This window comes from Cupriavidus sp. BIC8F, from assembly GCF_032465815.1.
GTDB lineage: Bacteria > Pseudomonadota > Gammaproteobacteria > Burkholderiales > Burkholderiaceae > Cupriavidus > Cupriavidus necator.
This window is the reverse complement of record NZ_CP136094.1, coordinates 1,547,167-1,573,121: the sequence shown is the minus strand read 5'-3', so window position 1 is coordinate 1,573,121 and position 25,955 is coordinate 1,547,167. Positions and strand designations below refer to the sequence as shown.

Genomic DNA, 25,955 nt, shown 5'->3' with positions numbered 1-25,955 from the left:
CGGGTGGCGCTTACAGGCCGGCCGCGGCGCGCAGGGCAGCCGCCTTGTCGGTGGCTTCCCACGAGAATTCCGGCTCTTCGCGGCCGAAGTGGCCGTAGGCGGCGGTCTTCTCGTAGATCGGACGCAGCAGGTCCAGCATCTGCACGATGCCCTTCGGGCGCAGGTCGAAGTGTTCCTGCACCAGCTCGGCGATCTTGGCGTCGGGGATCTTGCCGGTGCCTTCGGTGTAGACCGTGACGTTGATCGGGCGGGCCACGCCGATGGCATAGCTGACCTGCACCTGGCACTGGCGCGCCAGGCCCGAGGCCACCACGTTCTTGGCCACGTAGCGCGCGGCGTAGGCGGCCGAGCGGTCGACCTTGGACGGGTCCTTGCCCGAGAACGCGCCGCCACCGTGGGGCGAGGCGCCGCCGTAGGTATCGACGATGATCTTGCGCCCGGTCAGGCCGCAGTCGCCCTGCGGGCCGCCGATGACGAAGCGCCCGGTCGGGTTCACCAGGTACTTGGTTTCCTTGAGCATCTCAGCCGGCAGCACCGCCTTGATGATGTCCTCGATCACGGCTTCGCGGATCTGGGCCTGGGCGATGTCGGGCGAATGCTGGGTCGACAGCACCACGGTATCCACGCTGTGCGGCTTGCCGTCGACATAGCGCACCGTGACCTGCGACTTGGCGTCCGGGCGCAGCCAGGGCAGGCGGCCGTCGCGGCGCAGCAGCGACTGGCGCTCGACCAGGCGGTGGGCGTAGTAGATCGGGAACGGCATCAGTTCCGGGGTCTCGTCGCAGGCGTAGCCGAACATCAGGCCCTGGTCGCCGGCACCCTGGTTGAGGTAGTCGTCGGAAGCGCGGTCAACGCCCTGGGCGATGTCGGGCGATTGCTTGTCATAGGCGACCAGCACCGCGCAGCCCTTGTAGTCGATCCCGTACTCGGTATTGTCGTAGCCGATGCGCTTGATGGTGTCGCGCGCGATCTGGATATAGTCGACGTTGGCGGTCGTGGTGATTTCCCCAGCCAGCACCACCAGACCGGTGTTGCAAAGCGTCTCAGCTGCCACACGCGCGTACTTGTCCTGGGCCAGGATGGCGTCCAGGACGGCGTCGGAAATCTGGTCGGCGACCTTGTCGGGATGGCCTTCGGAGACGGATTCCGAAGTAAAAAGGAAGTCGTTTGCCACGAACTTATTCTCCAGGTTGGCTATTGCGTGCCAGCCCGTGCGGTTCGTGGCGGCGACGCTTTAGCGGTATTTCAGGCAGCCCGGTCAGAGCCGCATCGCCCCGCAAGTTGTCAGTTAACTCGGCGATACACGCTATTATACGCGCCTGCCGGGCTCGTTGCAGCGCGCCAACGGTACAGCACGGCACCCGGCCAACCAGCCGGACACCGTGCCCATATGAATCCCGATGACGGCACGCTGCGCGCGGAACTGAATACCGCCATAGAAAAAACGCTGCCTGCCCGTCTGTTCCCCGGCACGGACCCGCAGCAGACCTGCTTTTCGCGCCTGATGACCTTTTTATTCTGGCTGATCTCCCGTTTTCCCCTGCGGCTGCTGCAAGCCACGGGCGGCGCGCTCGGACTGCTGAGCGCACGCCTGCCCGGCCGCTACGGCCAGCGCCTGCGGGAGAACTTCCGCCAGGCGTTTCCCGACGCCACCGAGGCGATGATCGACGAAGCGGCCCGTTCGGCCGGACGCATGATCATCGAGATGCCCTACTTCTGGAGCCGCAGCAAGATCGGCGCGAAGCTGTATGGCTTTGACGACTACCTGTGGCCCGAGCTGGGCAAGCTGCAGGCGCGCGGCAAGGGCATCATCATCCTGACCCCGCACCTGGGCTGCTTTGAAGTGCTGCCGCAGTCCCACGCACTGCAGCGCCCGGTCACCGCGCTGTTCAAGCCGCCGCACCAGCCCTGGCTGCGCGACTGGATCGAAAAAATGCGCACCCGCCCCGACATGCACATGGCGCCGGCCACGCCGCGCGGGGTGCGCATGCTGGTCAAGGCACTCAAGCGCGGCCAGGCGGTGGGCATCCTGCCCGACCAGGTGCCCAGCGGCGGCGAGGGCAACTGGGCGCCGTTCTTCGGCAAGCCCGCCTATACGATGGCGCTGGTGCACCGGCTGCAGCAGCTGACCGGCGCGCCGGTGGTGGCGGTCTTTGCCGAGCGCCTGCCGCGCGGCGCCGGCTATCGCGGCCACCTGCGCGTGATCAACGACGGCGGCATGCTGCCGGACGATCCTGCCGCCGCTGCCACGGTCATCAACCGGACCATCGAGGAACTGGTAGGCCTGTGCCCCACGCAGTACCTGTGGGCTTACAACCGCTACAAGCAACCCGCCGGAGCGGGCACCCCGGACGCGTCGGGCACCCCGGGCAACGACACCGAGCCGGCCGCTGATCAATCGATTTCATGAGCCGTGTGTTCACGTGGCTTGGCATCGGCTTGTTGACGGTGCTGGGCAAGCTGCCATATCCGTTCGTCGCGCGCTTCGGCGAGGCGCTGGGAAGCCTGCTCTACCTGGTGCCGAGCGAGCGGCGCCGCGTGGTGCAGGCCAACCTGCGGCTGTGCTTCCCTGACCAGACCGAGGCCGGGATCGACGAGCTTGCGCGCCAGAGCTTCCGCATCCTGTTCCGCAGCTTTGCCGAGCGCGGCATCTTCTGGACCGGCAGTGAAGCGCAGATGCGCCGCTGGGTGCGGATCGACGACCAGGCCGACCTGGTGGCGCTGGATGGCACCCCGCATATCCTGGTCACGCTGCACCTGTCGGGCGTGGAAGCCGGCGCGATCCGGCTCACCATCCACCTGCGCGAGCATCTCGGCCGCTCCGGCGCATCGCTCTATACCAGGCAGAAGAACGACCTGTTCGACCACTTCCTGAAGCACGCGCGCGGGCGCTTCGGCGCCAACATGATCTCGCGCAACGACAGCGCGCGCGACATCCTGCGCTGCCTGAAGAAGGGCGAGGCGCTGCAGCTGATCGCCGACATGGATTTTGGCGAGCGCGACTCGGAGTTCGTGCCGTTCTTCGGCGTGCAGGCGCTGACACTGACCTCGGTGTCGCGGCTGGCACGCCTGACCGGGGCCAAGGTGGTGCCGATCTACACCGAGATGCTGCCCGATTACCAGGGCTATGTGCTGCGCATCCTGCCGCCCTGGGAAGACTACCCCGGCGCAAGCGTCACCGACGACACGCGCCGCATGAATGCCTTCTTCGAGGACTGCATCCGCCCGCGCGTGCCCGAGTACTACTGGGTGCACAAGCGCTTCAAGCACCGCCTGCCGGGCGAGCCCGAGATCTACTGAGCGCGCCGGCACGTCCGGCGCCGCGCAGCTACAATCCCCACCATGAAACTCCAGTTCACCAAGATGCACGGCGCGGGCAATGACTTTGTCGTGCTCGACGGCATCCACCAGCAGATCGACCTGACCCCGGCGCAATGGCGTGCGCTGGCCAGCCGGCATTTCGGCGTGGGCGCGGACCAGATCCTGATCGTTGAAAAGCCGTCCCGCCCCGATGTCGACTTCCGCTACCGCATCGTCAATGCCGATGGCAGCGAGGTGGAGCACTGCGGCAACGGCGCGCGCTGCTTTGTGCGCTTTGTCACCGACAAGGGCATGACCGACAAGCGCTCGGTGCGCGTGGAGGTGATGAACGGCGTCATTACCCTGACGCTGCAGGACGACGGCCAGGTCACGGTGGACATGGGTGCGCCCGAACTGGAACCGGCGCGCGTGCCGTTCCGTGCCGAAGACCTGCCCACCCGCGCGGAAGGCGCGGACACGCTGTACGGCCTGGAGGTCAACGGCCGCACCGGATGGATCTCGGCGGTATCGATGGGCAATCCGCACGCGGTGCAGGTGGTGGACGACGTGGAGAACTTCCCGGTGCTGCAGGACGGCCCGGTGGTGGAGCACCATGCCGCCTTCCCCAACCGTGTCAATGCCGGTTTCATGCAGGTGCAGGACCGCCACAGCATCCGCCTGCGTGTCTATGAGCGCGGTGCCGGCGAAACCCTGGCCTGCGGCACCGGCGCCTGCGCGGCCGTGGTGGCCGGAATCCGGCGCGGCCTGCTGGACTCGCCGGTGCGGGTGCATACCCATGGCGGCGAACTGACCATTGCCTGGGACGGCGGTGCGGAACCGGTACGCATGACTGGCCCGGCCACCACCGTGTTTGAAGGCAGCATTGACCTGGCAGCCCTGCCGGCCTGACCATAGGGGCTGTGCGCCCCTTTCCACACGCCCCGCATTCCTTGCCGCGGAGCCCCGGCCGGGGCGCCCATTCCCTTGATCTTGCTGGTCAGACCGATGGAGCGCCCATGCCGCTGGACGATTTCCGCATCACCTCTGGCAAGCGTTTTCGCCTTGCCGACTTCGACCCGGGCAGCAAGCCGCTGTCGTGCGGCAAGAAAGACGAAGACCTTGCCCGCATCATCGAGCTGAGCAACGCCCTCGACGCACAGCAGGACATCTTCTACGCCGAGCACCGGCGCAAGCTGCTGGTGGTACTGCAGGGCATGGATACCAGCGGCAAGGACGGCACCGTGCGCGGCGTGTTCCGCAGCTTCGATCCGCTGGGCATCCGCGTGGTGAGCTTCAAGGCCCCGTCGCCGGAGGAACTGGCGCGCGACTATCTGTGGCGTATCCACCTGCAGGTGCCGAAGACTGGCGAGATCGTGGTCTTCAATCGCAGCCACTATGAAGACGTGCTGATCACGCGCGTGCACGACTGGATCGACGCCGCCGAGTGCGAGCGGCGCTTCCGCCAGATCCGGGACTTCGAGTCGATGCTGACCGAGACCGGCACTACCATCGTCAAGTGCTTCCTGCATATATCCTGCGACGAGCAGAAGGCACGGCTCGAAGCGCGCCTGGCGGACCCGGAGAAACACTGGAAGTTCGACACCAACGACCTCGCCGAGCGCAAGCACTGGAAGGCCTACATGGACGCCTACGAGGCCGCCATCATGGCGACCAGCACGCCCGAATGCCCGTGGTACGTGGTGCCGGCCGACTCCAAGACACACCGCAACCTGATGGTGGCGGAGATCCTGACCAAGGTCTTCGAGGACCTCAAGCCGGCCTACCCGCCGGCCCGGCCGGAACTGGCCAAGATCAAGGTCGACTGAGCCGCCCGGCCGCCTCAGCCACCGTTGCCGCGGTGCACGTCGTGCGTGACGAAGGGGTGCTCGCGGCTGGGCATTGCCAGCCATTGCGGGTGGCGCAGGGTCTGGCGGATATCGTCCAGCCCGCTGGTCCAGTGCTCATGCATGGTGAGCGCGCCGAACTGGTAATCCTTGGCCAGGTTCTCGAACGACTTGTCGCGGTAGATCAGCTGGATCACGTTGCGGCGCGCGTCGCAGGCCTGCTCCGCCGCGCGGCGGTACCAGGCGTTGTCGCGCTTTGACGGCGGCACCAGCGCCATCACCTCGTTGAGCATGCGGCGCAGGTTCTGCTGCTCGCGCATGTAGTCGGTAATGGCCCGCGTGCGGCTGGAATACTGGATGTCCTTCTGGCGCTCGGCCACGTCGACCAGGTCGTGCGGCAGCTTGCCGCGCGCGCTCCAGAGGTCGACCTGGAAGATCAGCGCGTCGCGCCGCGGCTGCGCGGTCAGCACCTCGGCCAGCGGTGTGTTCGATACCAGCCCGCCATCCCAGTAGTACTCGCCCCCGATCTCCACCGCCGGAAAGCCCGGCGGCAGCGCGCCCGAGGCCATGAAATGCTCGGGGCAGAGCTTGTCGCGGGTATTGTCGAAGTAGGCGAAATTGCCGGTGCGCACATTGACCGCCCCCACCGAGACGCGCATCAGGTCGGGGCGGTGGTTGATCAGGTCGAAGTCGGCAAAGCGCTCGAGCGTCGCCTTCAGCGGCGTGGTGTCGTAGAAGCTGGCATGGCTCGGGTCCGAGTAGCGCGACACCAGCTCCGGCCAGCTGCGCGGCTGGAAGAAGCCACGCTGGCCTTCCAGCATGGCACGCGCCGCATGCAGGCCATCGAACCAGATCCGCATCGGCTCGGGCCAGCCTTCGGCATGGTCGGCGAACCAGGTGTGCGACAGGCTGGGCAGCCACGGCTGCGCGCAGATGTACTCCCAGAAGGCGCGCAGCTGTTCCACGCGGCGCTGGGGCGGATTGCCGGCGATGATGGCGGCGTTGAGCGCACCGATGGAAATGCCGGCAACCCAGTTCGGATAGATCCCGCCCTCGGCAAGGCCCTGGTACACGCCGGCCTGGTAGGCGCCTAGCGCGCCGCCGCCCTGCAGCACCAGCGCGCGCACCGCATAGGCCTCGTGCGCCGGCCGGTGCGGGGCCTTGGCAGCCTGGCGCACCGGCTTGCGCGGCTGCACTTGCGCGCCGCGCTCGGCCAGCGACTCGCCATTGCCGGCTGATTCCGCTGTTGTGGATGGCGTTGCCGCCTGCCGCCCTGCCCGTTCCTGCCGCTCTTTTGCCGCCACGCCGCGCTCCCTCCCAGTCTGAAAGTCAGCCGTCCGTCCGCTGTGCGCCGAACGTGCGGAATGAGGGCGCTGGCTGGCAGCGCCCCGTTGTCATCAACGGTTTCAGACGCCGTAGCGCTGACGATAGGCCGCCACGGCCTCGCGCGAAGCCCCCAGCGCCGGGTCCTGCGACGCATCCAGGTACGCCAGCAGATCCTTCAGGCTGGCGATCGCGATCACCGGGATGCCGAATTCGCGCTGCACGTCCTGCACGGCGGAATGGGTGCCGACCTGCTCGGCGGTACCGCTCTTTTCCATGCGGTCCAGTGCGATCAGCACCGCTGCCGGCTCGGCGCCGGCAGCGCGGATCATGTTCACCGATTCGCGCACCGAGGTGCCGGCGGAAATCACGTCGTCGATGATGACCACCTTGCCCTGCAGCTTGGCCCCGACCAGCGTGCCGCCTTCGCCGTGGTCCTTGGCTTCCTTGCGGTTGTAGGCGAAGCCGACGTCACGTCCCATGCCCGCCAGCGCCACCGCCGTGGCCGACGCCAACGTGATGCCCTTGTAGGCCGGCCCGAACAGCACGTCGAACTGCACGCCCGAGGCCAGCAGCGTTTTGGCATAGAATTGCGCCACCTGGCCCAGCATCGCGCCCTGGTTGAACAGGCCGGCGTTGAAGAAGTAAGGCGATTTGCGGCCGGCCTTGGTGACGAACTCGCCAAACGACAGCACGCCCGCATCGAGCGCAAAGCGGATAAAGGTCTGGCTGAGATCGGCACCCGCGGGCGGTTTCTGCTGCGTCATCATTTCTCTCTGAATTCAAAATTTCCCCGAATGTTACGGATTATCAGCGCCAACCTCAACGGCATCCGCTCCGCGTCGAAGAAGGGCTTTTTCGACTGGATGGGCAAGCAGGAGGCAGACATGGTCTGCGTGCAGGAACTGAAAGCGCAGGCCGCCGACATGACGGAAGCGTTCCTTGCGCCACATGGCTACCATGGCTATTTCCATTACGCCGAGAAAAAGGGCTACAGCGGCGTGGGCCTCTACACGCGCCATCAGCCTGAGCGCGTGATCACCGGCTTCGGCATTCCCGAGTTCGACAACGAAGGCCGCTATGTGGAAGTGCAGTATCCGCACCTGGCGGTGATTTCGGTGTACGTGCCGTCCGGCTCAAGCGGCGAGGAGCGCCAGCAGGCCAAGTTCCGCTTCATGGAGGCCTTCCTGCCGCACCTGCTGCAACTGAAGGCAAGCGGGCGCGAGATCGTGCTGTGCGGTGACGTCAACATTGCGCACAAGGAAATCGACATCAAGAACTGGAAGGGCAACCTGAAGAACTCAGGCTTTTTGCCAGAAGAGCGGGCCTGGATCGGCGAGTTGTTCGACACCCACGGCTATGTCGACGTGTTCCGCAAGCTGGACCCGCGCCCCGACCAGTACACCTGGTGGAGCAACCGCGGCCAGGCGTACGCCAAGAACGTGGGGTGGCGCATCGACTACCACCTGGCCACGCCGAAGATCGCCGATACCGCGCACCTGTGCTCGATCTACAAGGACGAGAAGTTCAGCGATCACGCGCCGCTGTCGATCGACTACAACTTCCCGCTCTGAGCATGGCGCTTACGCCGCCCGGATCTCTTCAAGCAGTTCCGGGTGGCGGTCAAACAGCTTCAGCAGCTTGACCAACGCCAGCGGCGGCTTGGTCCGGCCGGTCTCGTAGCGCGAGAACGCGTTGACACACAGCGACCAGCCCCCATCCCCGCTACAATGCAGGTTCCCTATCGCATGCGGCAGGGGACGTTTCGCATTTCCCGCACCTCATTGAGTGAGTCAGCCATGGTTTTCAAAGTGTTCGTCGATGGTCAGGAAGGCACCACCGGTCTCCGGCTGCTTGACTATCTTTCCGGCCGTTCCGACGTGGAACTGCTGCGCATTGCCGATGACAAGCGCAAGGATCCGGCCGAACGAGCACGATTCCTGAACGCCGCCGACGTCGCCTTCCTGTGCCTGCCCGATGTGGCCTCGCGCGAGGCGGTATCGCTGGTGACCAACCCGAACACCTGCGTGATCGACGCCAGCACGGCGTTCCGCACCACCGACAGCTGGGCCTATGGCCTGCCCGAGCTGGCGCGCGGCCAGCGCGAGAAGATCCGCGACAGCAAGCGCATTGCGGTGCCGGGCTGCCACGCCAGCGCCTTCGTGCTGGCAGTGCGTCCGCTGGTGGACGCCGGTGTGCTGCCGGCCGACTACCCGGTTTCGGCGTTCTCGCTGACCGGCTACAGCGGCGGCGGCAAGTCGATGATTGCCGAGTTTGAAGCCGGCGGTAATCCGAAGCTGGACAGCCCGCGCCCGTACGCGCTGGGCCTGGAACACAAGCACCTGCCCGAGATGCGCGTGCAGGCCGGCCTGGCGCAGGCGCCGGTCTTCAACCCGATCGTCGGCAACTTCCTGAAGGGCCTGGCGGTGACGGTGCCGGTGTTCACGGACCGGCTGGCGCGCAAGGTCAGCCCCGAGCAGATCGTCGAGATCTACCGCAAGCACTATGAAGGCGAGCAGTTCGTGCGCGTGATGCCGTACAACAGCGCCGACAACCTCGACGGCGGCTTCTTCGACGTGCAGGCCAACAACGACACCAACCGGGTCGACCTGTTCGTGTTCGGCAACGCCGAGCGCCTGAACCTGGTGGCCCGCCTGGACAACCTGGGCAAGGGTGCGGCCGGCGCGGCGGTGCAATGCATGAACGTGCATGTGGGCGCCGACGAGGCCACGGGGCTGCGCGCCTGACGCGGCAGCAAGCCCTGAATGAGGAAAAAGCCGGCATTGCCGGCTTTTTTCATTGGCGGCGGCAGACCGCTCAGCGCTGCAGCGGCTTCTGCCGGTCGTCGTCGCCGCTGTCCACCGGCGCGCCGCCCAGGCCCGCCATATTGGCGCGGTATGGCGGCAGCCTGTCCACCGTGGTATTGCTCGCGCGCGCATAGAGCGGCAGCACCTCCGGCAGGTGCTTCTCCAGCTCGGCGATGCGGTTGCGCCCGGACGGATGCGTGGACAGGAACTCTGTGCCGGACTGGCTCACCTTGCCCATCTTCTGCCACAGCGACACCGCGGCGCGCGGGTCGTAGCCGGCGCGCGCGGCGATATCCATGCCGATCAGGTCCGCCTCGGACTCATCCGCGCGCGAGAAACGCAGCGTCAGCAGGTGGGCGCCGGTGCCCAGCGCCATATTGCCAAGGTTGCCGAAGCCGAACAGCTGCGAGATCACGTTGGCGCCGAGGTTGGTGATCTCGGACTTGGCGGCGCGCTCGCGCGCATGCTCCTGCAGCGCGTGGGCGATCTCGTGGCCCATCGCCATGGCGATCTCGTCGTCGGTCAGCTTGAGCTGGTCGAGCAACCCGGTATAGAAGGCGATCTTGCCGCCCGGCATGCAGAAGGCATTGACCTGCCTGGAGCCGATCAGGTTGATCTCCCACTGCCACTGCCGCGCGCGCTCGTTCCAGCGTGCGGTCTGCGGCAGCAGCCGCTTGCCGATCGTGCGCAGGCGCACCAGTTGCGGGTTGTCGGCGGCGGCCAGTGCATGCTTGGCGATGGCTTCCTGCTTGAGCTGCTCGTATTCCTGCGCGGCCTGCTGCTCGATGGCCTCGACCGGCACGATCTTGCGCACGGCCGAGCCGCTGCGGTCCAGCCGGATGCCGCCAGGCTCGCTGTCCTGCGCCTGGGCGGGCAGGCACCAGGCCATGGGCGCCGCCACCGCGGCCAGCGCCAGCGCGCGGACCAGCCTGTCACGGGTGGGACGCTGAACACCTTGCAGGCGGCGGAGCATTTGCGGTTCCTCGGACGCAGTGGAAGACCAGGCAGGCGGATCGGTGCGCGGCAACGATGCCGTGCCGCATGTGGCGGGCAGGCAAACAGGTGATGCAATAATACACGGCGCCCGCACAGCCGCGCGGCGCTTCACGCCGGCCCGTTCATGACCTTCCAGACCTATCTCGATATCTTCCGCAACCGCCGCATCGGCGCCATGCTGGCGCTGGGCTTCGCCTCCGGGCTGCCGCTGGCGCTGACCTCCGGCACCTTGCAGGCATGGATGACGGTCGAGGGGCTGGATATCAAGACCATCGGCTTCTTCTCGCTGGTGGGCCAGGCCTATATCTTCAAGTTCCTGTGGGCGCCGCTGATGGACCGCTACACGCCGCCGCTGCTGGGGCGCCGGCGCGGCTGGCTGCTGGTGACGCAGCTGGGGCTGGTGCTGGGCATCACCGGCATGGCCTTCTGCCCGCCGCGCGAGGCGCTGTGGATGCTGGCGGCGCTGGCCACGCTGGTGGCCTTCCTGTCGGCGTCGCAGGACATCGTCTTCGACGCCTACAGCACCGACGTGCTGCGCCCGCCCGAGCGCGGCGCCGGCGCCGCGGTGAAAGTGCTGGGCTACCGGCTGGCGATGCTGGTCTCGGGCGGCCTGGCGTTGTGGCTGGCCGACCGCGTGCTGGGCTGGCAGCAGACCTACGTGCTGATGGCGGCACTGATGGGCGTGGGCATCGTCACGCTGCTGTGGGCACCGGAACCGGACGTGCCCGCGCGCGCGCCGCGCTCGCTGGAAGAGGCGGTGGTAGGGCCGCTGCGCGACTTCTTTGGCCGCCAGGGCGCGTGGTGGCTGCTGCTGATCGTGTTGTACAAGCTCGGCGACGCCTTTGCCGGCAGCCTGTCGACCACCTTCCTGATCCGCGGCGTCGGCTTCTCGGCGGGCGAGGTGGGCATCGTCAACAAGACCCTGGGGCTGGCCGCCACCATCATCGGCGCGCTGTTCGGCGGCACCCTGATGGTGCGCCTGGGCCTGTACCGCTCGCTGATGCTGTTCGGCGTGCTGCAGGCGGTGTCGAACCTGGGCTACTGGATCCTGGCGGTGACGCCGCCGCACCTGTGGACCATGGGGACGGCCATTGCGGTCGAGAACCTGTGCGGCGGCATGGGCACGGCGGCCTTCGTGGCGCTGCTGATGACGCTGTGCAACCGCTCGTTCTCGGCCACCCAGTACGCGCTGCTGTCGGCGCTGGCGTCGGTGGGCCGGGTCTATGTGGGGCCCTCCTCGGGCTATATGGTCGAGGCCTGGGGCTGGGCGCCGTTCTACCTGGGCACCGTGGTGGTGGCGCTGCCCGGCGTGATGCTGCTCTGGGCCATGCGCCACACCGTGCACCGCTACGAGGCCCAGGCGCGCGAAGCGATCGCCTGAGCCTGCCTTACTCCTTGTAGTAGACGATCTGGTGCGAGCTGGCGATCAGCTCGCCGCCCGCGCTCCATAGCTGCGCGCGCTGGTCGAAGAAGCCCTGCCTGAACACCTGCGCCTGCGCGCTGGCCAGCACGTGGCTGTCGCCCAGCGCGGCCAGCGTGTCGGCATCGGCATGGAAATAGGTGGTCATCGACACCGTGCCGGCCGGCACGAAGCCCGCCCGCTTGAGGAAGATGCGCGGGTAGAAGCTGTCGGCCCAGGCCGCCACCGCGGCAAAGTCCGGCGTACGAGCCGGCGCGTCGCGCAGCCAGAACTGCGTCAGGCTGTCCGGGTGCTCGGTGCCGGCCTCGGTGGCCGGCTTGGCGCCGCGCACCGGACGCATGTCGTAGGACTTGAGCCAGCGCACCGGCGCAAACCCGCTCATGGCCGGGAGGGTGTCGGCCGCTGGCACCTCCGGCATCAACGCCTCGCCGCAGGCCCAGGTCTCGCGGCGCACCGCAAACATGGCGGTGGCGGTGGTGGCCACGGCATCACCCTGGCGCAGCTCCAGCGTCCAGTGCTGGGTCGAGCGGTTGGTGCGCACCGGGCGCGCCTCGATCTCGAACGGGCCCTCGGCGATCGGCCCGGCAAAGTTGACCGTCAGCGAGACCGGGTCGCCCAGGCGCTGCGGATGGTCCAGCGCCGCCTGCAGCAGCGTGGCGGCAGTGATGCCGCCGAACGGGCCGATCATGTTCCAGTACTCGGGCGTGGTGCGGCCCAGGAAGCGGTGCTCGTCGGCCGGCTCCAGCGCCAGCGCGTCGTCAAAGGGATGGAGCGGGCTGGCGGCAGTGGCCGCCTGGGTCTGGGGCGCAGTGGACATGGCTGGTGTGGGTTGGTGACTCGCAGGGAATAGCACGATCGTTCGATCATCTGCCTACACTAACCGTAGTCAGCGTTCGGGTCAAGACGGCATTCCTCCAGCCGCTGGCACCGTGGCGCCCGCATCAGCCTTGCGCCCGCCGCCGCAGCGGCAGGCTCCAGCCCAGCTGGTTGGCGACCACGCCCAGCAGCACCAGCGCCATGCCGGCGATCTGCAGCGGCCCCAGCACCACGCCGAACACCATCACGTCGATCACGATCGCCACCAGCGGATAGATGAAGGACAGCGTGGCGATCGACACCACGGTAAGGCGCTGGAAGGCGCCATACAGTAGCGTGTACATCACGCCCGTATGCACCAGCCCCAGCGCCAGCAGCGCGGCCCAGGTGCCGGTGCCATAGCTGCCCGCCGCAGGATGCGCCAGCGGTGCCAGCATCAGCACTCCCAGCACCATCTGCAAGCCGGCAATCTGGCCTGGCGGGATGGCCTGCAGCCGGCGCGTGGCCAGGGTCGTCACCGCATACAGCAGTGCGGCCAGCAGGCCCAGGCCAATGCCGGCCAGCATCGCAGTGCCAGTGGCGCCATGCTCCAGCCCGGTGATCAGCATCACCCCGGCAAAGGCCAGCACCAGCCATGGCAGCCGCGCGAACGGGAACGGCTCGCGCTGGATCACCGAGATCAGCATCAGCAGGAAGAACGGCTGAGTGTGGTAGACCACCGTGGCAATGGCGATGCCGCTGTACGCATACGCTGAGAACAGCGCCAGCCAGTTGAGCACCAGCGTGACGCCGCCCAGCACCAGCCAGCCAAGCTGCGCACGGGTCATCCGCACCCAACCGCGCTGCAGCGTCAGCGCGCCCAGCAGCGCAGCGCCGCCGAACAGGCAGCGGAAAAAGACCACATCGAGCGGCGGTTGGCCGCTGGTGACCACGAACCAGCCAATGGTGCCAGACAGCAGCATGGCCGCGACCATGCGCCAGGCGCCGCCTGGCAAGGGTTGTTGGGAGGGCATGACGGACTCCGGTCAGACAATGTCCGCATTGTTCCACCATGCAATCTGCTCAACAATCACGTCGTCGCTCAATTAGTATTTGATCTGAAGTCAAAGGATGGGGACGCATAATGCCGGATATGCCACTTAATGCGATGGCCGTGTTTGCACGCGTGGTCGAGTGCGGCAGCTTCTCGGCCGCCGCGCTTGACCTGGGCATGACCCCATCGGCGGTCAGCCGGCATGTCTCCCGCCTGGAAGCCACGCTCGGTGCCAGCCTGCTGCAGCGGACCACGCGTGCCTTTGCGCTGACTGAGCTGGGCCAGTCGGTCTACGCCGCCTGCGCCCGCATGACCGCCGCCGCGCGCGAGGTCACCGCGCTCGCCGGCGAGCACGGCGGCACGCCCCACGGCGTGCTGCGCGTGAGCGCGCCGGTCTCGTTCGGGCAGGCCTGGCTGGCGCCGCGGCTGCCGGCGCTGCTGGCCAGATACCCGGGGCTGGACCTGCAGCTGACGCTGGCCGACCGCATGGTCGACCTGGTCGAAGAAGGGATGGACGTGGCCGTACGCATCGCGCGCGAACTGGCGCCCGGGCTGGCCGCGCGCCCGCTGCGCGAGGTGCGCTACCGGCTGGTGGCCTCGCCCGGCTACCTGGCCCGTCACGGCACGCCGGCCACGCCCGCCGACCTGCTCGCCGCACGCTGCCTGTACCTGGGCTACGGCAACTTCGGCGAGCGCTGGACCATGCGCCACCAGGCCGGCGGCGAGAAAGTGGAGGTGCGCATCCCGCCGCGCCTGACGCTGAACAACAGCCTGGCGATCTTGAGCATGGTGGAGCGCGATGCCGGCATCGGGCTGGTGCCGGACTTCTCATTGGGCGATGCGCTGGACCAGGGCCGGGTCGTCACCGTGCTGGCCGACTGGGACATCCTCGAGCCCTATATCGGGACGGCCTACGCGGTCTACACGCCCACGCGGCATGTACCGCCCAAGGTGCGCGCCTTTGTCGATCACCTGGCCGGCACCGCCGGCGACGCGCCGCGCTGATCACCGCGCCGACCGGCCCAGGACCCGGCGCAGCAGCCACAGCATCGCGCCGCGCACGCGCGCGGCATCGGCCCCGGCCTCGATCTCCAGCGCGGCACGGTCGAACGCCGCCGACAGCAGCGGCGCCACGTCACCCTGCGGATCCACGCCCGCGGCCTTCAGCCCCTCGCGCAGCGTGCGGGCGGCGTTGGCGTCGTCCAGCGCCAGCGTTTCGCGCAGCCCCTGCACCGCCGGCCCTTCCACCAGCAGCAGGCGCGTGCGGCCCGGCACCGTCATCGCATCCAGGTAGGCCTGCGCCCCGGCGATCAGGGCGTCCGCGGCATCCAGCCCTACGGGCGCCGCGGCTTCAATATCGGCCGCCACGGCAGCAGCCTCCTCCGCCAGCACGTGTCGGAACAGGTCACGCTTGTCGGCGAAATGGTGATACAGCGCGCCTCGCGTGATGCCGGCGGCGGCGCAGACGTCAGGGGTGGAGGTGTCCCCATAGCCGCGGCTGACAAACAGCGCGCGCGCGGCATCGAGCAGCGCCTGTCGGGTTGCTTCGGTACGTTCGCGGTTGGATCGGGCCACGCATTGCCTCCTTGCATACATGCAGCCTGTATCTTAATATCAATTTAAATACAGGCTGCATGTATCTGAACGACAGAGGAGGAATTCATGAAAGTCACCAGCTACTACCCCGTCATCATGACCGGCGAGGTTGCCGGCACGGCCGCGTTCTACCAGCGTCATTTCGGCTTTGTGGCATTGTTCACCAGCGACTGGTACGTGCACCTGCAACTGGCTGATGATCCGTCGGTCAACCTCGCGGTGCTGGACGGCAGCCACGAGACCATCCCCGCCCCGGCCCGCGGCCAGTGCGCCAGGGGATTGCTGCTGAACTTCGAGGTGGAAGACCCGGATGCGGTCCATGACCGCCTGCAGGCGGCCGGGCTGCCGATCCTACTGCCGCTGCGCGACGAGGCCTTCGGGCAGCGGCATTTCATTACCGCCGACCCGAACGGCGTGCTGATCGATGTCATCAAGCCGATTCCGCCGTCGGGGGAGTATGCCGCGCAGTACGAAGCGGGCGCGCCGCCCGGCTGATGTGCCTGGCTCAGGCCGCGCAGACCCGGTACACCGCCAGGCTGCCGCGCCAGTTGCCGCCCCAGTTGACGGTCACGCCCTCGTGCATCACCACGCGGTCGATCACGCGCAGGCCTACCTTGGGCGCCAGCGCTTCGAAGTCGCTGATGGTCAGCACGCGCACGTTGGGCGTGTTGTACCACTGGTAGGGCAGCGATTCCGACACCGGCATGCGGCCGCGGAACACCGACAGCCTGTGCGGCCAGTAGCCGAAGTTCGGGAACGACACGATGCACTCGCGCCCCACCCGCAGCGTGTCGCGCAGCACCTGCGCGGTGTTGTGGATGGTCTGCAGCGTCTGCGACAGGATCACGGTGTCGAAGCTCTTGTCCTCGAACAGCGCCAGGCCCCCTTCCAGATTCTGCTGGATGACATGCACGCCCTTCTGCGCGCACGCCAGCACGCCTTCATCGCGGATCTCGATGCCGTAGGCCTGCACGTCGAGCTCGTCCTGCAGCACGCGCAGCAGGCTGCCGTCGCCGCAGCCCAGGTCAAGCACGGTGGAATGTGGTTCGATCCAGCGCGCGATCGCGCGGAAGTCAGGGCGCAGCGCCAGGATATTGGGATTGGCCAGGGCGTTCATGCGCCGATCTCCTCTGCGATGCGGTCGTAATAGGCGCGCATCAGGTCGTGATAGCGCGGGTCGTCGAGCAGGAAGGCATCGTGGCCGTGCGGCGCGTCGATCTCGGCGTACGAGACCGGGCGCTTGTTGTCCAGCAGCGCCTTGACCAGCTCGCGGCTGCGGCTGGGCGCAAAGCGCCAGTCGGTGCCGAAGCTCGCCACCAGAAAGCTCGCCTGGGTCTGCGCCATCGCGCGCGTCAGGTCGCCGCCGAAGGCCAGCGCCGGGTCGAAGTAGTCGAGCGCACGCGTGATCAACAGGTAGGTGTTGGCGTCGAAGTACTCGGCGAACTTGTCGCCCTGGTAGCGCAGGTAGCTCTCCACCTGGAATTCGACATCGAAGGAGAAGCGGATGTCGTCGGTCTTCAGCTCACGGCCGAATTTCTCGGCCATGTCCTCGTCCGACAGGTAGGTGATATGGCCGATCATGCGCGCCACGCGCAGGCCGCGCTTGGGCTTGACGCCATGCGCGTAGTAGTTGCCGCCGTGAAAATCGGGATCGGACAGGATCGCGCTGCGCGCGACCTCGTTAAAGGCGATGTTCTGCGCCGACAGCTTGGGCGTGGACGCGACCACGATGCAGTGGCGCAGCCGGTCCGGGTACATCAGGCTCCAGGCCACCGCCTGCATGCCGCCCAGGCTGCCGCCCATCACCGCGGCGAACTGCGTGATGCCGAACGCGTCGGCCACGCGCGCCTGCGCATTGACCCAGTCTTCCACCGTCACCACCGGGAACGCCGCGCCGTAGGGCGCGCCGGTGGCCGGGTTGAGGCTCATCGGCCCGGTCGAGCCGAAGCACGAACCCAGGTTGTTGACGCCGATGACGAAGAAGCGATTGGTATCGAGCGGCTTGCCGGGCCCGACCATGTTGTCCCACCAGCCCACGTCGCGCGGGTCTTCGGCATAGACGCCGGCCACATGGTGCGAGGCATTGAGCGCGTGGCAGACCAGCACCGCGTTGGAGCGGGCCGCATTGAGCGTGCCATAGGTTTCGACCATCAGGTCGTAGCCGGCAATGGACGAGCCGTTGCGCAGCTTCAGCGGCTCGGCAAAGTGCATGCGCTGCGGCGCAACCACGCCGACCGAATCGGGCGGCGGGTCGAACGCGGCAGGCGCGGCGGTCGGCAGGGCGACATCAGTCATGGAATCCGGCCCGTGGCGAACGGGCATAAAAAAACCCGACCGGCATTTGCGTATGAAGCGTCGCAGCCAAGTCGGGATTCACTGGATTCCTTGCGGGATTCCGCGTGCCGGCGCCATCCACTACCGTGGTGGCATGGGGCGCCGACCCAACCTCTTTAGCCGCATTTATAGTGGCAACCCGGAACTTGGTCCCTTGGCTGCCGCGCGCCCGCAAGCCAGTCATCAAATCGGCGCGACCGCGCAATTATAGAGCAATCGGCCCGGCATGTAGTTTTCAGCTCAGCAAGACCCGCAGGTGCGCCTCGGCATGGTCCGACGGCGACTTGCGGAAGCCGCTCTTGGCATAGCGGTGCCACTGGCCCTGCACCGCCGCCATGATCAACGCAGCGCGTGCCGGGATATCGGCATCCGCGGGGAACGCGGCCTGCGTCACCGCCATCTTCAGGCACTGGCGCAGCGAGGCCTCGATGCGGTCCACCACCTGGTTGATGCGCTCCTGCAGGCGTTCGTGCTCACCCACCAGTGCCTCGCCGGTCAGCACGCGCGTCATGCCCGGGTTCTTCTCGGCAAACGACAGCAGCATGCGCACGATGGCATGGGCCTGGCGCAGGCCGTGCTCTTCCTTGTCGGTGATCTGGTTGATCAGGCCAAACACGGTCTGCTCGATAAAGCCGATCAGGCCCTCGTACATCTGCGCCTTGCTGGCGAAATGGCGGTACAGCGCCGCCTCGGACACGCTCAGCCGCGCAGCCAGCGCGGCCGTTGTGATCTTCTCCCCGCGCGGGTGCTCCAGCATGGTGGCCAGCGTCTGCAGGATCTGCACGCGGCGCTCGCCCGGACGCGGGCGCTTGCGCGCCGGCGTGACTGGCGGCTGGCCCCCGTCCTGCGCATCCTGCGCACTGCCTGAAATGACCGCCTCCGGCTCGCGCCCGTTGCTTTGCGTCATGACCCGATTCTCCGCATTCGTCGTTGGAGTTGATGCATCGATTGTACTTTTATGTCCACATAGGCCGGCCGGTTCGGCACGCGGGCGCGCACGCGCCGCATGTTGTCGGGCTGCGCCTGCGGCGCCTGGGTCTCCGCGGCCACCAGCGTCACCGACTGCTCCTGCGCGGCGTGGCCGACATGGCGCCGGTCCTCTGCCTCCAGCGTCGAGCGTACCGCGGCATCGCGCCGGCTGCCGTCGTCGCGCACCGCGGGCACCTCATGCGGGCGCGATGGCGCGATCGTGCGCAGGTAGCCCGTCACCCAGGCGGTGCGGATGCCGGTGCCGGCATAGCGCTTGAGGTGCGACACGGTGTCTTCCACCAGCACCGCGCGATGCGGCGCGATGCGCGCCTGCACCAGCAGCCGGCGCAGCATGCGCCGGTCCGGCTTGGGCCGCAGGTGGCCATGCACCCACATCTGCTCGATTGCCACCACGCGCTCGAAGCAATGCCGTATGCCCGCTATCTCCAGCACCGCCCGCGCGTAGTCCTGCGGCGCATTGGTAACCAGGATCTTGCGCCCCGGCAGGCGCCGCAGGTGCGCGGCCAGCCCGCGCCGCACCCGCACCATGTCGGCCAGCTCCGGGAATTCATGCGCGGCGCGCAGGAAGTCAGCCGGATCCACGCCGTGGTGCCGGATCATGCCCAGCAGCGTGGCGCCGTAGCGCTGCCAGTAGTCCACGCGCACGCGGCTGGCGGTGGCCTCGTCGCAGCCGAGCACGCGCGCCACGTAGTCGGTCATCAGCCGGTTGATGGCCGGGAAGATCGCGTGCGAGGCGTCGTGCAGGGTGTTGTCGAGATCGAACAGCCAGACCGTATCGCCCGAGGTATTGCCCGCGGGGCGGCGGCAGAGGCGAGCGCGGACACGGCGCGGGGAAGGAAGACTGGAAGGCACGCCGGGCAACTCGGAGGGTGGTGGGATGTTCGGGGCGGCCGGCCGCTGCCGGCACCGCCCCGAGGCTCCGCTCAGTGCGAGCGGATCATGGTGCCGAAGGCCTGCTCGGTCAGGATTTCCAGCAGCAGCGAATGCTCGATGCGGCCGTCGATGATGTGCACCGAATGCACGCCGCTCTTGGCCGCATCCAGCGCCGACGAGATCTTCGGCAGCATGCCGCCCGAGATGGTGCCGTCGGCGAACAGCTCTTCGATCTCGCGCGCGGACAGGTCGGTCAGCAGGTTGCCCTTCTTGTCCATCACGCCCGGGATGTTGGTCATCATCACCAGCTTCTCGGCCTTCAGGATCTCGGCCATCTTGCCGGCAACCACGTCGGCGTTGATGTTGTAGGCCTGGCCGTCGTCGGAGAAGCCGATCGGCGAGATCACCGGGATAAAGGCGTCGTCCTGCAGCGCCTTGACCACCGCGGGGTTGATCGCCTCGATGTCGCCCACATAACCGATATCGATGAAGGCGCCCGGGTTCTCGCGGTCCGGCATCTGCAGGCGCTTGGCGCGGATCAGGCCGCCGTCCTTGCCGGTCAGGCCCACGGCCTGACCGCCGTACTGGTTGATCAGCATCACGATGTCCTGCTGGACTTCACCGCCCAGCACCCACTCGACCACTTCCATGGTCTCTTCGTCGGTGACGCGCATGCCCTGCACGAAGGTGCCTACCTTGCCGACCTTCTTCAGTGCCTCATCGATCTGCGGGCCGCCGCCGTGCACCACCACCGGATTCATGCCGACCAGCTTCAGCAGGATCACGTCGCGCGCGAAGCCGTGCTTGAGCTTCTCTTCGGTCATGGCATTGCCGCCGTACTTGACCACGATGGTCTTGCCGTGGAACTTGCGGATATACGGCAGGGCCTCGGCGAGGATCTCGGCTTTCAGCGCGGGAGCAATGGCGGCCACCGTGGTTGCGGCAGGCCCGGGGTTGTCGGCGTTCATGGGGGACATCCGTGAGAATCAACAGGTATGATGGCTAATCGGCCACGTAGCCAGGGATAACCAACGGGGATCGCCCGAAAGTGCGCCATCCGGCCATGGCAGGCGCCGATTTTACAAGAAACCGCGCGGGGCGCGAGTCAACCGGCCGAACGTGGTCCCGCGAACTGCCTGCAGGCGGCCTGCAAGCGCCCCACGGGGCACCAACGCGTTCCGTCCGCGCAACAACGTGCCGCCACCTCAGCCGTTTGGCTTGCGCCGCGGCACAGCGTTCCCCACCTTGACCATCATGCCCGCCGCCAGCCGCCTCTTGCCAGCCCGGATCCCCGACTTCCCGCCAGCGCCGGGAGGCCAGCCATGAGCGACGCTTCGGCCGTGCTGACCGGCCAGCTGCGCCCGGTCGAACATTGCAGCCACTGCGGCGCGGGCTTTGTCTGCGGCTATGTGGCGGGGCTGCCCGAGTGCTGGTGCGCCAGCCAGCCGCTGCTGCCGGCGCAGCGCATCGTGCCGGGCCAGCACTGCCTGTGTCCGGCCTGCCTGGCGGAGCGTCGGCAAGCCGTTCATGAGTCCACTCAGGAACCCGAGTCGGCCGCCGGCTGAGGCGCCGCCCCGGATGCCGTCGCGCCGCCGCACTGCATCACCAGCATCCCCGCCACGATCAGCGCCGCGCCCGCCAGCCGCGCCGGCGTCAGGGCGCGCACCGCAAAGCCGGCCAGCCCGAACTGGTCCACCAGCAGCGCCGCCAGCACCTGGCCCGCCACCACCGCGGCGATAAAGCCGGCGGCGCCCAGCCTGGGCGCCATCATCAGCGCGGCCGAGATATAGAACACCCCCAGCACCCCGCCGATCCAGAGCCAGCCCGGCGCGCGCGCCAGTGCCGACGGCGCCGGCAGCGGCACGCGCATCAGCCACAGCACGGGCAGCAGCGCCGCCAGGCTGACCAGCAGCGACACCAGCGTGGCCGACAGCGGATGCCCCAGCGTGCGCCCGAGGGTGGCATTGGCGCCCGCCTGGAAGGGGATCGCCGCGCCGGCCAGCACGGCCGTAGTAAGCGGCAGCCAGAGTGAAACCGGGAGGGAAAACGGCAACTGGGTGCCTGACATGACGCGCTCCATAGGGCAAGATGCGATGCCAGCAGTTTGAAATATCGCAATGCGAATTTCCAATTCTGCTTTCGTACGTTTATTATTCGCCGAATGAATAGCCTACGCGGAATCGACCTCAACCTGCTGGTGGTGCTCGAAGCACTGCTGGCCGAGCGCCATATCTCCCGCGCCGCGCTGCGGCTGCACCTGAGCCAGCCGGCGGTCAGCCACGCGCTCGGGCGGCTGCGGCAGCTGCTCGACGATCCCATCCTGGTGCGCGGCAAGGGCGGCCTGGTGCTGAGCGCGCGCGCCCATGAACTGTCCGGCCCGCTCGCCGAGGCGCTGGCGCAGGTGCGCATCCTGCTGGGGCCCAGCGGCTTCCAGCCGGCCACCGCGCGGCGCAGCTTCCGGCTGGCCATGTCCGACTACGGCGCGCTGGTGGTGCTGCCGCGGCTGCTGCGCGCGGTGCGCAAGGCCGCGCCCAATATCGACCTGGTGGTGTCGCAGGCCAGCCGCGAAGGCATGACCGCCCAGGTGGCCGATGGCGAAATCGACATGGCGCTGGGCGTGTTCACCCACCAGCCGGAAGGCGTGAAATCCGCGGAGCTGTTCTGCGAGAGCTATGCCTGCGCGGTGGATGCCGCCACCGTGCGCGATACCGGCCGGCTCGACCAGGTGGCCTACCTGGCGCGCTCGCACGTGCTGGTGGCCACGCACAGCGAACGCATGGACGCGATCGACACCGCGGTAGCCAAGCTGGGAGGACGGCGCAAGATCGCCTGCGTGGTGCCGCACTGGAGCGTGGCGCCGGCGCTGATCGCCGGGACCAACCTGGTGCTGACCACGGCGCGGCGCAGCCTGGCCGCGCTGGAGGAAGACCCGCGCTACGCCGTGTTCGCGCCACCGTTTGCGCTGGAAGACTTCACCTTCAGCATGATCTGGCACGAGCGCACCGAAGCCGATCCCGCCCACGCCTGGCTGCGCGAGCGCGTGCTGGCCGCGGCGGCCAGTCAGGAATCGGAAGAGCCGATCAGCTTGCGCGGCTGACGGCGCACCCCCGGCTTGGCTGGCGCCGGGGGCTGGGCATCACGGCGCCGCGCGGGAACCGCAGGTAGCCTGGCGGGCCGCGTGTCCCCGCGAAAGACCAGCTTCTGCCGGGTGCCGTGCTGCTTGTTGGCCATGATGTCGGATGGGAGCGGCCCGGCGCTGGTGGCCGGACCCGTCAGGCGCTCAGTGCTTGTGGTCGCCGTGGCCGCCGCTCTCGCCGGCGGCAGCGGGCACCATGTCACGCACTTCGGCCGTGACCTTCTGCTCGATCACCTTGCCGCCCTGCTCGATCTTCAGGGTGATGGGCACGGTGTCGCCCTTCTTGAGCTGCGACTTCAGGTCCATCAGCATCACATGGTAGCCGCCCGGCTTCAGCTCGACGTCCTTCATCTTGGGCAGGTCCAGCGACTTGACCTGCCGCATGCGCATCACGTTGCCTTCCATCTTCATCTCGTGCAACTCCGCCGCGGCCACGGGCGACGATACGCCGACCAGCTTCGCGTTGTCGTGCGCGTGCAGCACCATGAAGGCGCCGGAGGCAGTCTGGGTCGGCACCGTGCCGCGCACCCAGGCGTTGCTGACATCGACCTGGGCCTGCGCGGCGCCGGACGCCAGCGCGGCGGCGAGGGCGACCGATGCGGCCAGCGTGGCCGAGCGGAATTTGGCTTGCATGAAAGGCTCTCCTGAAAGCAGTCATTAGACCATGGCGATGCCCGCCCGTGCATGCCCCAGGCAACCCCGCCATGCGGCGCAAAGCCGGTTAGTCTGGCATCCCGCCCGGCGCGGCGCCAATGCGGCAAGGTGTCGCACGCATCGGTGCCCCGCGGCCGCATTGATACACTCGCGCCATGACCACCGCCGCAGCCGTGACCCGCTTGCCCGACCTTCCCTTCCTGTCGCCACTGCCGGCGGGCACCTCCGCCCGCCATGGCCAGGTGACGCTGCGCCGGCTGTTCTGGCTGCGCTGGGCACTGCTGGCGGGACAGGCGCTGACCGTGCTGAGCTGCGAGCCCATCGCCGGCATCCGCCTGCCCTACGGGCCGCTGCTGGTGGTGTTCGGCCTGCAGGCGCTGTTCAACCTGCTGACTGGCCTGCGCCTGCGCCAGCACACGCGGCGCAACAGCGCCCCCGGCGAGGCCGAGCTGATGGGCCAGCTGCTGGTGGACCTGACCGCGCTGTCGGCCATCCTGTTCTACACCGGCGGCGCGACCAACCCCTTTGTCTCCTTCTACCTGCCGGGGCTGGCCATTGCCGCCGCCATCCTGCCGTGGCGCCAGGTGATCGCGCTGGCGCTGTACGCGCTCGCCTGCTACACGCTGCTGCTGTTCGAATATGTGCCGCTGGACCTGCACAACCCGGACAACGCGGTGAACTACCACCTGGCCGGCATGTGGCTGAACTTCGTCGCCAGCGCGGTGATGATCGCGCTGTTCGTGGCGCGCCTGTCCGGCGTGCTGCGCCAGCGCGAGGCGCAGTTGAACCTGGCGCGCGAGCAGCTGCTGCGCGAGGCGCGCGTGGAAGACCTGAACGGCCAGGCCGCCGCGGTCGCGCATGAGATCGGCACGCCGCTGGCCACGCTGGCGGTCATCGCCGGCGAGCTGCGTGCCGATGCCTCCGACGCGGGCCGCGGCACCTCCGCAATCAACGGTTACCTGCCCGACCTGCAGACCATGGAACAGCAGCTGGCGCTGTGCCGCACAACGCTCGCGCGCCTGCGCGAAGACCCGGCCACGCTGGCGCCGCAGCGCATCGACGGCTGGCTGCCGGCCTTTGCCGAGCGCTGGCAGCTGCGCCACCCCAACGCCAGCCTGCAGGCCAGTGCCACGCCGGGCGCCGGCGCGCAGGCAGTGGAAACCGCGCGCGTGGGCCAGATCCTGACCATCCTGCTGGACAACGCCGCGCGCAGCCAGCAAGCCGCCGGCCGCGGCCAGGAGCCGCTGCAGCTGCAGATCGCCATGGCGCCCGGCATTACCGCGCCGTGGCTGTCGTTCCGCATCGCCGACCACGGCGACGGCATTCCCGAGATGCTGCGCGGCGAACTGGGCGAAACCCCGGTGGCCAGCCAGCACGGCGGCCAGGGCATCGGCCTGTACCTGGCGCAAAGCGCCGCCCGGCAGATGGGCGGCGAGCTGGCCTGGCACGACCGCGCCGGCGGCGGCACGGTTGCCGAGCTGCGCCTGCCCGCGCTCTCCACCCTTTCCGCATCCGCTGCCACCGCCGCCACGGCACCACGAATCCCATGACCGACACCCTCACCCCGGTACCCGAAGCCACCGCACCGGCTGGCACGCCCTTCCTGGTCATCGACGACGACGAAGTCTTTGCCGGCACCCTGGCACGCGCGCTCACGCGGCGCGGCTATGCCGTGCAGGTGGCGCACGACAGCCGCACCGCACTGGCGCTGGCATCACGCATCGAGTTTGCCTATGTCACGCTGGACCTGCACCTGGAGCCGCCGCCGGATGCCGGCAGCACCGTGCCCGCCGAATCGGGGCTGCAACTTGTGTCGCCGCTGCGCCAGGCGTTGCCGGACGCACGCATCCTGATCCTGACCGGCTACGCCAGCATCGCCACCGCGGTGGCCGCGGTCAAGCAAGGCGCGGACGAGTACCTGGCCAAGCCGGCCAATGTCGATTCGATCCTGACCGCGCTGATGGCGGGCGTGTCCGAAGATGCGGCGCAGGCCGCGCTGGAAGAACCGGTGCCGCTGTCCGTGGCGCGGCTGGAATGGGAGCATATCCAGCGCGTGCTGGCCGAGCATGACGGCAATATCTCCGCCACGGCACGGGCGCTGAACATGCACCGACGCACTTTGCAGCGCAAGCTGGGCAAGCGGCCGGTGTCGCGGTAATTGTTACGGCAACAAGCGAAAAGGCCGCGCCTGTGCGCGGCCTTTCACATGCCCGATGGCAAGCGCCATCCGGATTACAGGCGCAGCTGGACATAGTCCCAGTCCAGGCCCTCGGCACGGTCCTGTGGCGTGCTGCCTTGTGCGATACGCATGGCATCGCCGGCATGGCGGTCCGCCAGCGTGAACAGCGCGCCCGAGTCCAGCGCCAGCGTCGCCGCCGCGGCAGCGGCCGCACCGACCGTGCCCGATTGCGCGGCTTCGGCTGCCGGAATGGCCGGACGCACACACAGGAACGCGGTCGCCGCCGCCAGTGCGGCCAGCAGGCCGCCCGTGGCGAGCACCACCCGGCGGGTCTTGTAGTTGACCATCTGATTTCTCCTGCCAGTGAGTTGATGGGGATGCGGTGGCTCCCGCACCGGTCAATCGACCGTCAAGGTACGCAAGGGTCGCATCGGCCGGCAGGGGTGCGCCAGCGGGCTTACCAATGCTTACGATGGTTACCCGGGTGTGGCAGGTGGAAACGCATGGACATGAAAAAGGCGCACCGTAGTGCGCCCTACTTTCTCGCATGCTGCTGCTTGGCTCCCCTCTCCCGCGTGCGAGAGAGGGGCGAGGGCGGGCGCTTGCCGGGGCTGCTGAGCTGGAAAAAAACCGTCGGCCCTGCTCGATGTGGCT

28 protein-coding genes and 1 pseudogene are annotated in these 25,955 nt (G+C 68.0%); 13 read left to right on the top strand and 16 right to left on the bottom strand.

All coding sequences use genetic code 11. The features are described from left to right. Positions 1 to 10: 10 nt before the first annotated feature. Positions 11 to 1,174 (bottom strand): methionine adenosyltransferase, encoded by a 1,164-nt coding sequence (gene metK, locus RS901_RS07370; protein ID WP_114131137.1) that lies wholly within the window; start codon positions 1,172 to 1,174, stop codon positions 11 to 13. A 330-nt stretch (positions 1,175 to 1,504) separates the two neighbouring features. Here metK and RS901_RS07365 point away from each other — a divergent pair, with 330 nt between their 5' ends. The 4 genes from RS901_RS07365 to RS901_RS07350 all read left to right on the top strand — a co-directional run bounded on the left by RS901_RS07365 (position 1,505) and on the right by RS901_RS07350 (position 5,126). Next, positions 1,505 to 2,410, top strand: coding sequence for a lysophospholipid acyltransferase family protein (locus tag RS901_RS07365; RefSeq protein WP_316153413.1), 906 nt, complete (start codon positions 1,505 to 1,507; stop codon positions 2,408 to 2,410). Then, on the top strand, positions 2,407 to 3,300 hold the full coding sequence (locus RS901_RS07360) for a lipid A biosynthesis lauroyl acyltransferase (RefSeq protein WP_316152450.1): 894 nt from the start codon (positions 2,407 to 2,409) through the stop codon (positions 3,298 to 3,300). Before RS901_RS07365 ends, RS901_RS07360 begins: the two co-directional genes overlap by 4 nt. Before the next feature lie 42 nt (positions 3,301 to 3,342). Then, complete coding sequence (dapF, locus tag RS901_RS07355) at positions 3,343 to 4,209, top strand: diaminopimelate epimerase (RefSeq protein WP_316152448.1); 867 nt, start codon at positions 3,343 to 3,345, stop codon at positions 4,207 to 4,209. Between the two features lie 107 nt (positions 4,210 to 4,316). After that, entirely contained in the window at positions 4,317 to 5,126 is an 810-nt protein-coding gene (locus RS901_RS07350; protein ID WP_316152446.1) for a polyphosphate kinase 2 family protein, read from the top strand. Between the two features lie 14 nt (positions 5,127 to 5,140). Here the strand turns inward: RS901_RS07350 and RS901_RS07345 are convergent, their stop codons facing one another. Together RS901_RS07345 and pyrE are read right to left on the bottom strand one after the other, a co-directional pair. After that, on the bottom strand, positions 5,141 to 6,448 hold the full coding sequence (locus RS901_RS07345; RefSeq protein ID WP_316152444.1) for a patatin-like phospholipase family protein: 1,308 nt from the start codon (positions 6,446 to 6,448) through the stop codon (positions 5,141 to 5,143). A 102-nt stretch (positions 6,449 to 6,550) separates the two neighbouring features. Next, positions 6,551 to 7,237 (bottom strand): orotate phosphoribosyltransferase, encoded by a 687-nt coding sequence (gene pyrE, locus RS901_RS07340; protein WP_013955303.1) that lies wholly within the window; start codon positions 7,235 to 7,237, stop codon positions 6,551 to 6,553. A gap of 27 nt (positions 7,238 to 7,264) precedes the next feature. Here pyrE and RS901_RS07335 point away from each other — a divergent pair, with 27 nt between their 5' ends. Beyond that, positions 7,265 to 8,041, top strand: coding sequence for an exodeoxyribonuclease III (locus RS901_RS07335; protein ID WP_316152440.1), 777 nt, complete (start codon positions 7,265 to 7,267; stop codon positions 8,039 to 8,041). A 9-nt stretch (positions 8,042 to 8,050) separates the two neighbouring features. On the opposite strand, the pseudogene RS901_RS07330 reads toward RS901_RS07335, so the two are convergent. Continuing rightward, a pseudogene (locus RS901_RS07330) lies at positions 8,051 to 8,167 on the bottom strand (type II toxin-antitoxin system MqsA family antitoxin); the annotation flags it as partial. Between the two features lie 99 nt (positions 8,168 to 8,266). Here RS901_RS07330 and argC point away from each other — a divergent pair. Beyond that, positions 8,267 to 9,214 (top strand): N-acetyl-gamma-glutamyl-phosphate reductase, encoded by a 948-nt coding sequence (argC, locus tag RS901_RS07325; RefSeq protein WP_114131095.1) that lies wholly within the window; start codon positions 8,267 to 8,269, stop codon positions 9,212 to 9,214. A gap of 70 nt (positions 9,215 to 9,284) precedes the next feature. Here argC and RS901_RS07320 read toward each other — a convergent pair whose 3' ends face one another. Further along, positions 9,285 to 10,247, bottom strand: coding sequence for a M48 family metallopeptidase (locus RS901_RS07320; protein ID WP_316152438.1), 963 nt, complete (start codon positions 10,245 to 10,247; stop codon positions 9,285 to 9,287). Positions 10,248 to 10,394: 147 nt separating this feature from the next. Between RS901_RS07320 and RS901_RS07315 the strand changes: the two genes are divergently transcribed. Continuing rightward, on the top strand, positions 10,395 to 11,651 hold the full coding sequence (locus RS901_RS07315) for a muropeptide transporter (protein WP_316152437.1): 1,257 nt from the start codon (positions 10,395 to 10,397) through the stop codon (positions 11,649 to 11,651). Between the two features lie 7 nt (positions 11,652 to 11,658). Here RS901_RS07315 and RS901_RS07310 read toward each other — a convergent pair whose 3' ends face one another. Together RS901_RS07310 and RS901_RS07305 are read right to left on the bottom strand one after the other, a co-directional pair. Next, the gene (locus RS901_RS07310) at positions 11,659 to 12,507 is read right to left on the bottom strand and encodes a thioesterase family protein (RefSeq protein ID WP_316152435.1); all 849 of its coding nucleotides are present in this window, start codon (positions 12,505 to 12,507) and stop codon (positions 11,659 to 11,661) included. A 124-nt stretch (positions 12,508 to 12,631) separates the two neighbouring features. Further along, positions 12,632 to 13,519 (bottom strand): DMT family transporter, encoded by an 888-nt coding sequence (locus tag RS901_RS07305; RefSeq protein ID WP_316152434.1) that lies wholly within the window; start codon positions 13,517 to 13,519, stop codon positions 12,632 to 12,634. 110 nt (positions 13,520 to 13,629) lie between these two features. Between RS901_RS07305 and RS901_RS07300 the strand changes: the two genes are divergently transcribed. Then, entirely contained in the window at positions 13,630 to 14,544 is a 915-nt protein-coding gene (locus tag RS901_RS07300; protein ID WP_316152432.1) for a LysR family transcriptional regulator, read from the top strand. On the opposite strand, the gene RS901_RS07295 is transcribed toward RS901_RS07300, so the two are convergent. After that, entirely contained in the window at positions 14,545 to 15,135 is a 591-nt protein-coding gene (locus RS901_RS07295) for a TetR/AcrR family transcriptional regulator (protein WP_316152431.1), read from the bottom strand. It abuts the gene before it with no gap. A 66-nt stretch (positions 15,136 to 15,201) separates the two neighbouring features. On the opposite strand from RS901_RS07295, the gene RS901_RS07290 reads away from it, so the two are divergent. Continuing rightward, entirely contained in the window at positions 15,202 to 15,630 is a 429-nt protein-coding gene (locus RS901_RS07290; RefSeq protein WP_316152430.1) for a VOC family protein, read from the top strand. 10 nt (positions 15,631 to 15,640) lie between these two features. On the opposite strand, the gene metW is transcribed toward RS901_RS07290, so the two are convergent. The 5 genes from metW to argB all read right to left on the bottom strand — a co-directional run bounded on the left by metW (position 15,641) and on the right by argB (position 20,300). Next, positions 15,641 to 16,252, bottom strand: a complete 612-nt coding sequence (gene metW / locus RS901_RS07285) for a methionine biosynthesis protein MetW (protein WP_010813300.1) — start codon at positions 16,250 to 16,252, stop codon at positions 15,641 to 15,643. Then, positions 16,249 to 17,430, bottom strand: coding sequence for a homoserine O-succinyltransferase MetX (gene metX, locus RS901_RS07280; protein WP_316152428.1), 1,182 nt, complete (start codon positions 17,428 to 17,430; stop codon positions 16,249 to 16,251). Before metX ends, metW begins: the two co-directional genes overlap by 4 nt. A gap of 274 nt (positions 17,431 to 17,704) precedes the next feature. Next, on the bottom strand, positions 17,705 to 18,376 hold the full coding sequence (gene slmA, locus RS901_RS07275) for a nucleoid occlusion factor SlmA (RefSeq protein ID WP_316152426.1): 672 nt from the start codon (positions 18,374 to 18,376) through the stop codon (positions 17,705 to 17,707). Beyond that, positions 18,373 to 19,311 (bottom strand): pyrimidine 5'-nucleotidase, encoded by a 939-nt coding sequence (locus tag RS901_RS07270; RefSeq protein ID WP_316152424.1) that lies wholly within the window; start codon positions 19,309 to 19,311, stop codon positions 18,373 to 18,375. Before RS901_RS07270 ends, slmA begins: the two co-directional genes overlap by 4 nt. A gap of 71 nt (positions 19,312 to 19,382) precedes the next feature. Then, positions 19,383 to 20,300: an acetylglutamate kinase gene (gene argB, locus RS901_RS07265; RefSeq protein ID WP_010813296.1), complete on the bottom strand. Its 918-nt coding sequence runs from the start codon at positions 20,298 to 20,300 to the stop codon at positions 19,383 to 19,385. 354 nt (positions 20,301 to 20,654) lie between these two features. On the opposite strand from argB, the gene RS901_RS07260 reads away from it, so the two are divergent. Next, complete coding sequence (locus tag RS901_RS07260; RefSeq protein ID WP_316152422.1) at positions 20,655 to 20,897, top strand: cysteine-rich CWC family protein; 243 nt, start codon at positions 20,655 to 20,657, stop codon at positions 20,895 to 20,897. On the opposite strand, the gene RS901_RS07255 is transcribed toward RS901_RS07260, so the two are convergent. Beyond that, the gene (locus RS901_RS07255; protein WP_316152420.1) at positions 20,870 to 21,400 is read right to left on the bottom strand and encodes a DMT family transporter; all 531 of its coding nucleotides are present in this window, start codon (positions 21,398 to 21,400) and stop codon (positions 20,870 to 20,872) included. The genes RS901_RS07260 and RS901_RS07255 overlap by 28 nt on opposite strands. 93 nt (positions 21,401 to 21,493) lie before the next feature. Between RS901_RS07255 and RS901_RS07250 the strand changes: the two genes are divergently transcribed. Next, positions 21,494 to 22,429 carry a LysR family transcriptional regulator gene (locus tag RS901_RS07250; protein ID WP_114131084.1) on the top strand — a complete coding sequence of 312 codons (936 nt, stop codon included), beginning with the start codon at positions 21,494 to 21,496 and terminating at the stop codon, positions 22,427 to 22,429. A 183-nt stretch (positions 22,430 to 22,612) separates the two neighbouring features. Here the strand turns inward: RS901_RS07250 and RS901_RS07245 are convergent, their stop codons facing one another. Then, positions 22,613 to 23,101, bottom strand: coding sequence for a copper chaperone PCu(A)C (locus tag RS901_RS07245; protein ID WP_316152418.1), 489 nt, complete (start codon positions 23,099 to 23,101; stop codon positions 22,613 to 22,615). Positions 23,102 to 23,277: 176 nt separating this feature from the next. Here RS901_RS07245 and RS901_RS07240 point away from each other — a divergent pair, with 176 nt between their 5' ends. Continuing rightward, positions 23,278 to 24,672, top strand: coding sequence for an ATP-binding protein (locus RS901_RS07240; protein ID WP_316152416.1), 1,395 nt, complete (start codon positions 23,278 to 23,280; stop codon positions 24,670 to 24,672). Further along, positions 24,669 to 25,280, top strand: a complete 612-nt coding sequence (locus tag RS901_RS07235) for a response regulator transcription factor (RefSeq protein WP_018313710.1) — start codon at positions 24,669 to 24,671, stop codon at positions 25,278 to 25,280. The genes RS901_RS07240 and RS901_RS07235 overlap by 4 nt, the downstream gene beginning before the upstream one ends. Before the next feature lie 74 nt (positions 25,281 to 25,354). On the opposite strand, the gene RS901_RS07230 is transcribed toward RS901_RS07235, so the two are convergent. Continuing rightward, a complete protein-coding gene (locus RS901_RS07230) occupies positions 25,355 to 25,648 on the bottom strand; it encodes a hypothetical protein (RefSeq protein WP_316152413.1) in 294 nt (97 codons plus the stop codon). Between the last annotated feature and the right edge of the window lie 307 nt (positions 25,649 to 25,955).